This is a genomic window from Synechococcus sp. BA-120 BA3 (assembly GCF_034931285.1).
GTDB lineage: Bacteria > Cyanobacteriota > Cyanobacteriia > PCC-6307 > Cyanobiaceae > Cyanobium.
Genome location: NZ_JAYGHZ010000315.1, coordinates 1 through 7,650 on the forward strand (window position 1 = coordinate 1; position 7,650 = coordinate 7,650).

The 7,650-nt window shown below is 62.0% G+C and carries 6 protein-coding genes and 1 pseudogene; 5 read left to right on the plus strand and 2 right to left on the minus strand.

Annotation, left to right across the window (positions count from 1 at the left end; genetic code table 11):
• The 5 genes and pseudogenes from VB737_RS13030 to VB737_RS13050 form a co-directional block, all read left to right on the plus strand.
• Positions 1–308, plus strand: a pseudogene (locus VB737_RS13030) (hypothetical protein); the annotation flags it as partial.
• Between the two features lie 32 nt (positions 309–340).
• Positions 341–1,681, plus strand: a complete 1,341-nt coding sequence (locus tag VB737_RS13035; protein ID WP_500313566.1) for an NHLP bacteriocin system secretion protein — start codon at positions 341–343, stop codon at positions 1,679–1,681.
• Between the two features lie 12 nt (positions 1,682–1,693).
• Positions 1,694–1,885 carry a hypothetical protein gene (locus tag VB737_RS13040; RefSeq protein ID WP_254948988.1) on the plus strand — a complete coding sequence of 64 codons (192 nt, stop codon included), beginning with the start codon at positions 1,694–1,696 and terminating at the stop codon, positions 1,883–1,885.
• A gap of 228 nt (positions 1,886–2,113) precedes the next feature.
• Positions 2,114–3,043 (plus strand): ABC transporter substrate-binding protein, encoded by a 930-nt coding sequence (locus VB737_RS13045; RefSeq protein ID WP_500313568.1) that lies wholly within the window; start codon positions 2,114–2,116, stop codon positions 3,041–3,043.
• Positions 3,044–5,650 carry an ATP-binding protein gene (locus tag VB737_RS13050; RefSeq protein ID WP_500313570.1) on the plus strand — a complete coding sequence of 869 codons (2,607 nt, stop codon included), beginning with the start codon at positions 3,044–3,046 and terminating at the stop codon, positions 5,648–5,650.
• A 53-nt stretch (positions 5,651–5,703) separates the two neighbouring features.
• Here VB737_RS13050 and VB737_RS13055 read toward each other — a convergent pair whose 3' ends face one another.
• Both VB737_RS13055 and VB737_RS13060 read right to left on the minus strand, forming a co-directional pair.
• Positions 5,704–6,753 carry a GGDEF domain-containing protein gene (locus VB737_RS13055; protein ID WP_500313572.1) on the minus strand — a complete coding sequence of 350 codons (1,050 nt, stop codon included), beginning with the start codon at positions 6,751–6,753 and terminating at the stop codon, positions 5,704–5,706.
• 211 nt (positions 6,754–6,964) lie between these two features.
• A partial coding sequence (locus tag VB737_RS13060) for a chloride channel protein (protein ID WP_500313574.1) occupies positions 6,965–7,650 on the minus strand: 686 nt, incomplete at its 5' end.

The following is a 7,650-nucleotide window of genomic DNA, read 5'->3' on the forward strand; positions in this document are numbered from 1 at the left end:
GGCCGGGCCTGGACAGCGGCGAGCCGCCCGCGGCGGCCGTGATGGAACGCCGCCTGCGTGACGCTCTGGCCGGGCTGGATCCGCTGCTGGCTGCCCTGCCGGGCCCCTACCGCCAGGTGCCGGTGGCCTTCTGCAGCGGCGGGCTTCCCCTGGTGGGGCCCCTGGGCGGCGCGGCGGGCTTGTGGGTCTTCAGTGGCTTCGGCGGTGCCTTCGCCCAGGTGCCGGTGCTTGCGCCCCTGCTGGCCGATGTGATCGCCGGGGCGGCCGATCCGGGGGTTCTGGCCGGATTCGGCGTCCTGCCGGGCTGACAGGCGGCCTTCCATCCAGCATGCTGGCGGCGATGGCCACCTCCGCTCCCCCGACCGGTGCAGCCCAGCCTCGCCGGCCGGTGGCGGCCCTGCGCCGCCGTTGGAGTGGCCTCAGCGACCGGAGCCAGGTGGGGGCGTGCCTGGTGGCGATGGGCGGGGCCCTCGGGCTCTGGGTGCTGTTCTGGCCCGTGCCCACGGAGGTGATGGGGCAGGGGGTGCTGATCTATCCCGACACCGCCGGCCTGCTCGATGCCCGTGCCGGCGGCCAGGTGCGGCGCCTGCGGGTGGCCGTGGGGCAGCAGGTGCGCAAGGGGCAGGTGCTGATGGAGCTGTACCTGCCGGTGCTCGACCGCCAGCTGCAGCAGCAGCGCGGCAACCTCGCCCAGCTGGAGCGCGATAACCGCGACCTCGACCGGCGCGATGCCCTGCGGCTCTCCAGCGAGCGCCTCAGCGTCGACACCGCCCTGGCCAAGCTGGCCCAGGACCGGCGTCGCTTCGAGGAGCTGGCGGCCGTCTACGCGGAGAAGGTGCGCAACCTGCGCTGGTTGAGCCGGCGGGAGGTGGTGGCGCCCCTGGCGGCCGAGGTGGTGGCGGCCGAGCAGGGCCTGACCAGCACCAGCGTCAGTCTCGATGCGGTCAGGATCCAGGAGAAGGAACTGCTCACCCGCTACGAGCAGGTCCGGCTGGACATCCAGACCCAGGCCCTGCGGCGTCGTTACCAGATCGACGACATGCGCCGTCAGATCCGGGTCACCGAGGCCCGTCTGGCCTTCGACGGCCAGGTGCTGGCCGACCGGGACGGCACGGTGCTGGATCTGCAGGTGATCCAGGGCCAGACGGTCGCCACCGGCCAGCGCCTCGGCACCCTGGGCCGGGCCGGTGGCGGTGCTGCCGGGGGGCCGCGGCTGCAGGCCGTGGCCTACTTCGCCCCGGCCGATGCCCGCCGCCTGCCGGCCGGCCTGCCGGTGGAGGTGGTGCCCCTCTGGGACCAGCGGGGCCGCTTCGGCGGCATCGTCGGCAAGGTGGTCCAGGTGCTGGCCCTGCCGGCCACGGAGGAGGACATCTCCACCACCATCGGCAACCCCCAGCTGGCCCGGGACCTGCTCAAGCACGGACCGGTGATGCGCACGGAGATCGCCCTGGAGCGGGACCCCACCAGCCGGGATGGCTACCGCTGGACCCTCTCGGGCGGCAGCGGGGTGTTCCCTGTGCGGGAGGGCCTGACGATCGCCGCCCATGCCTATGTGGAGTGGCGCACCCCGATCACCTACGTGATTCCGGGCCTGCGTTCCCTCACCGGCGGCTACCGCAGCCTGCGCATCGATCGGCTCTGGGACCGTCCGTCCCTGCGTCAAAGTGGGTCTCCGCCATGAGTGAGGATCACCATGGCTGATCGGCGCTGGTGGCAGATCCGCAATCCCCTGCTGCGCCAGGAGTTTCCCTGGCTGGTCAGTGAGGTGGTGCTGCTCGTGGTGCTGTGCAATGCCAACCCACCGGAACTGTGGTTCTGGCTGGTGGTGCTGCTGGTGATCCTGGGTTACAGGGTCGAGCGCTGGTATGCTTCACGGCCCGAATGATCTTTTGCCTGGGTATTTCAGCCGACCAGTGATGATCTCCTGTTCGTAAAACGTCGGCTTAGATCAACATTTTCCTCAATTCCTGAAGCGTGGTTTCCTGTCTGGACGACAATGGGAGCCGTGCCTGCCGGCTCCGTGTTGGACCAGAAGACGCCGAGAACGCCGAGGATGCTGAGAACGCGGAGACGGCCGGGGTGGTTCCTGCTCGGCATGGTCGCTTTGGCCTTGATGGTCACCCTGACGAGTTGTTTCGGGCCGTCATCAGCGCCCCTGAGAATCGGCGCGAACCTCTGGACGGGTTACGAAACCCTCTATCTGGCGAGAGATCTGGGAGAACTGAAGGACAAGCCGATCAGGCTGATTGATTTCCCTTCCGGGACCGAGGAAGTCAGGGCCTACCGCAACAATGAGATCGACGGAGCCGGCCTGTCGATTGACCAGGTGATCACCTTGGCCGCCACCCAGGGTGACATCAGGATCATTGCCATCATGGACTACTCCAACGGTGGTGATGTCATCCTCGCCAGGCCCGGTTTGGCCACGATGCAGGACCTGAAGGGAAAGCGCATTGGCGTGGAGGCCACCGCCCTGGGGGCCATTTTCCTCGGCAGGGCCCTGGAGCTCAATGGTCTGTCCCCCCAGGACGTCAAGGCGGTGTCGCTGGAGCTGAGTGATCACGAAGCCGCCTACAGGGCCGGTAAGGTCGATGCGGTGGTGACCTTCGGTCCGGCGCGTACCAATCTGCTCAAGGCGGGAGCCATCCCATTGTTCGACAGCAGCCTGATCCCGGGCGAAATTGTGGATACCCTTGCCGCCAGCACCAGGGCGATCGCCGACAATGGCGAAAATCTACAGGCCCTGGTAGCGGCAAGATTCAAGGCTCTGGATTATTTCCAAAGCAATCCCGCCGATGCGACGCGGCGCATGGCCAGGCGTACCCAGGTGAAACCGGAGGAGATGCTGGAGTCCTTCCGCCTATTGCAGCAGCCGTCGCTTGAGGAGAATGTGGCTTTGCTGAGTCAGCGGGATCCATCCCTTGTGGTCTCCATGACAAACCTGATCCGGGTGATGCATGAGAGTGGGCTGATCACGAAGACGATCGACCCGGCCACTCTTCTGGACCCACAGTTTGTCGAACGCGTATGGGCTGAACGCTAGGTGCTCGATGGCGTCATGACGAAATTCCCCCCACCCCTACGCTTCACAATTCCGGCGCTGATCGTCGCCAGTGGATTTTCTTTGGGTGCGATCAAGCTTGCCCTGGAAGTACAGGATCTGAATCGTCGATCTGAGCAAAGTGCCGCCGCCTATCTGAAGTCTTCGGTCTCCCAGGCGGCGCGGATGGTTGACTATCTTTATCGAACGGATGATGAAGGTGATCAAGTCCTTGCTTTGATCAGCCAGCTGGGAACCAATCCGGGCTATCGGAGCGTGATCCTTTTCAATGACAAGAACATTGTTCTTCGCGCCAGTGACTACAGCCTGGTGGGCCAACCCCTGGGGGTGACGAATGCTGCGCCCTTGGCGTCCATTTTTTCCAACACACGTCGTACGCTCCGGGGAACGGTTCTGCTCTCAAGGGATCGCTTGCATCTGTCAGCCGTTTATCCCATTCTGCTCAAACCCCTGCCCGATGAGCTGAAGCCATCTCGCATTGGAGTCTTCTACGTTGATTATAGTCTGAGAGAAGTAAAAGATAGTGCCTTCCGAGAAGCATTAAGACGAACGCTGGCCTTCAACGTTCTCCTGGTTGTCCTTGGAATCTGCGTATGGCTCTTTTTTCAGTACGCCCTTACACGCCGGATCAGGAAGCTCATTGATGTCAGTCATGCTCTGGGAGAAGGAGACCTGGCGGTGCGGAGTGGATTGGGTGGTTCTGATGAACTGGCAGGAATATCCGTGGCGTTTGATCAGATGGCGGAGAAAATGCAACAGAATGCGGTCCGCTTGCAACGGCAGGTGCAACGAGAACTGATCCTGCGTGAGATCACGGAGCGGATTCTGACGTTCCTTGAGCTCAAGCGTATCTTCCAGGTGGCGGTCAATGAAATGCTTCCTTATCTCGCCGTAGACCGTGTGGCCATCTACCAATTTGATCAAGAGTTGCAGTGCCATCGGGGTTCCTTCATTGCCGAGGCTGTCCAACCTGATACGGAACCGTTGATATCCGTTTCCATTGAGGATACATGTTTCGATGATGCTTTGGTTGCTCGTTATCTCAAGGGCGGATGCCAGGTCATTGACGACGTGGCGACAGCTGACTTGGAGCCCTGCTATCGAGAGCTGCTTGTTGGTTTGAAGATTCAATCCAATCTGGTGGTTCCGCTGATCTGTGGTTCCCGCCTATGGGGGCTGCTCTGTATGCATCACTCCAAACGCCCTCGTCACTGGACTGAGGAAGATGTTCAGGTCGTGAACCATGTCGCGAGCCAGCTCAGTATCGCCATCCAGCAGGCTGATCTGTTCACCAAGTTGGAAGACGAACTGCAGGAGAAGAAGCTTGCTGAAGAACGCCTGATCACAGTGAATGAGGAGCTGGCCTCAATCAATGATCAGCTGGCTCGGTCCACGCGCTTGAAGGATGAGTTTCTGGCCAACATGAGCCATGAACTGCGAACCCCGCTGAACGGAATCCTCGGCATGGCGGAATCGCTACAAGACAATATCTACGGTGAGGTCTCCACGATTCAACGCAAGGCATTGGAAGAGATCGATCGCAGTGGCAATCATCTGCTGGAGTTGATCAACGATATTCTTGACATCACGAAAATCGAAGCCGGTAAGCTTGAAGTCCATCTCCATCCTGCCTCGATCACTCTACTCTGCCACTCATGCATCGCCACGATTCAGAGAATGGCGGAGGCCAAGTCGATCCTGCTGTCATCGGAGATTGAATCCGATCTGCCTGTTGTCCTGCTGGATGAGCGGCTGCTCCGACAGGTTCTCATCAACCTCCTGAGCAATGCCGTCAAGTTCACTCCAGAGAAGGGAACCGTGCGCCTGGAGGTCAGGCTGGTCCGTTCTCCACAGGCGGCATCGGACCAGGCCACGCTTGAGCTCTGTGTCATCGATTCAGGCATCGGCATCGACCCTGAGGATCAGGACAAGATCTTCCAACCATTCGTGCAAATCGAGAGTGGCCTGAATCGCCAGTTCACAGGCTCAGGCCTGGGTCTCTCGATCGTGAAGCGAATTCTCCTGGCCCATGGTGGTGACATCGGGGTGCAATCGAGCCTGGGGCAGGGCACTCACTTCGATATCCATGTTCCCGTCACACTCGTTGCCGAGAGGGTGATGGAAGGATCTGATGTTGAAACGGGGCAGGATGACCCTGCCGAGGTCGACTCAGGTGATCGACTTGATCGGCCATTGATCCTGTTGGCGGAGGACAGCCGGGTCAACCGGATGATCTATTCACGCTATCTCACTGCCAAGGGATACCAGGTGCGCGAAGTGGTCAATGGCCAGGAGGCGATCGATTTTCTGCACGACCAAGTTCCCCATCTGTTGATCCTGGATATGTCGATGCCGATGGTGGACGGCTTTGGTGTCCTGCGCATGGTCCGCACCAGTGACAGACCAGAGCTGGCGGCCATTCCCATCATCGTGCTCACGGCGCTGGCGATGAAAGGTGATCGCGAGAAGTGCCTGGCTGCCGGTGCCAGCGCGTATCTGGCCAAGCCCGTGAAACTCCAACAGCTCGATCAGACGCTCAGGAGAATCCTGGAGGCGGCTGGCCAGAACGGCTGGAATCCCCAACCATGATGGCCGTACTGACGACGGCAGGCGATGCTGTCGCTGCCTCGCTCAGGGCTCGGTCAGACGTTGTGCTCCTGCTTGCTTGGGGCACCGGCCAGGGCGCGGTCGGTTTCTGCCGCTGCGGGCTGGGGCGTTGCACCACCATCCTGGTGAAAGGACTTCAACTTCTTGATCTCCGCCATCAGGGCTTCGCCATCGGCCAGCAACTCGACAATCGTTTCATGCCGCTCCGGCTGATAGGCCGTGATGCCGAAGGAGAAGGAAATGGCTTCACCGTTGTTCGACAGTCTGTCGTCCTGTGAGAGGGCCTTTTTGATGCGGTGGACAACATTCTCGGCCTGCTCTCGGGTGGCGTTGATCAGCAGGACCACAAACTCATCCCCACCAAGCCTGGCTACCACATCGGAGTCGCGGCAGACATCCATGATCCGCTCGGCCAGGTGGATCAGGACGTCGTCGCCGGCTTGATGCCCCTGGAGCTGATTGATTTGCTTGAAATCGTCCAGATCGAGGTAGAGAAGTGAGACAGGTATGGCCTGACGCGTGCAGAGCTGCAGGGTCTGCTGGGCGAGGGCGAGGAATCCGCGCCGGTTCTCCAGGCCCGTGAGCCCATCCCTGGTGGCAAGAAGCGTGGAGGCCACCTCCTGTTCCACAACCTTGGCGAGATCTCTGAGGATCTCGATCTGCTCTTCGTCGAGGCTTCGTGGTGCCTGATCGACGATGCAGAGCGTACCAATCTTGCGATGATCAACCGTCAGTGGGCATCCGGCGTAGAAGCGGATGTGGGGCTCGCCAAGGACCAGAGGATTGTCGTGAAAACGTTCATCCTTCAGGGCGTCGGAAACGATGAACACATCGGAACCGAGAATGGCATGCCCGCAGAAGGAAATGCTTCTGGAGGCTTCCGAACCGTCCAGACCTGCGGAGGATTTTGACCACTGACGATGCTCGTCGACCAGGTTGACCATCGCGATCGAAGACTTGAAGATCTTCTGGGCCAGCCGGGTGAGCCGGTCGAATCGGGAGTCCTGTCGTGTGTCGAGTAGGCAAAGGGATCGAAGCTTCGCCAGGCGGAGCTGTTCGTCCTCAGGGGTTTCAGGCGGTTTCAATGGATCCCTCTTTGATGCATGGCTGGACGAAGGGGAAACGCATCAGGACGCGACAGCAGTTTGTTGATCCGTCTGTGGATCTGCGTGCGGCACAGCTTGTGGATCAGAGGCCTGAACACCGACTTTAGCGTCTTCCTGCTGGCCCGTCCCGTTTGTCTTCCCAGGTTCGAGTTCAGGAGTGGCGCCTATCGGAATCAAGGGGCTGCAATCCTCATCCTGCTTTCATCTCTGCCGTTCCGCGGACTCCGTGAATCTCAAGCCAGCGTTCCAGTTGCACGTCGTTCCATGTGTCCTTCCCTGCCCAGCGCCCGACCGGTGCCGCCAGTGCGGCCACCAGCAACAACCAGGGCAGCAGTGCCATCGATCCGGCGATCTGCATCACGAACAGCGCGCAGAACAGGGGCGTGCGGCAGGCTCCGCTGAACAGGGCCGTCGCCCCGGTCCACACCAGCAACTGCCGCTCCAGGGGGGGCAGGTCGCCGATCAGGGGTCCAGCCAGCAGCGCTCCCAGGGACATCGCGTCGTGCATCACGCCGCCAGGGGCACCGATGGCGATGCTCAGCACCGAGGCCAGCAGTCGCCAGGGGAGGATCTCCAGGCCGGGGCGATCCTCGCCGTAGGCCATGCGCAGGATCAGCAGCTGGCCATCGTTGAGGCTCCAACCATCGCTGGCGACGGCCGCCAGGCTGATCACCAGGGCGGCGACCAAGGCCCCCATCAGGGGTCTGGCCAGGGCCGATCCCCCTGTCCCGGCCGGCCGGGCGAGCCAGCGACCCCAGCGCGCCGCCATCCAGGCGGTGCCGGCACTGAACACGCCCCCCAGCCAGCCCGCTGCCAGGCTGAGCAGGAGGGCGGGCGCGATCAGGTGCGGGCCCCCGCCCACCAGCAGGCCGACGC

Excerpts from the sequence above, each read along its gene's own strand:
- VB737_RS13035 (WP_500313566.1), top strand. The coding sequence starts at position 341 with ATGGCCACCTCCGCTCCCCCGACCGGTGCAGCCCAGCCTCGCCGGCCG.
- VB737_RS13040 (WP_254948988.1), top strand. The coding sequence starts at position 1,694 with ATGGCTGATCGGCGCTGGTGGCAGATCCGCAATCCCCTGCTGCGCCAG.
- VB737_RS13045 (WP_500313568.1), top strand. The coding sequence starts at position 2,114 with ATGGTCACCCTGACGAGTTGTTTCGGGCCGTCATCAGCGCCCCTGAGA.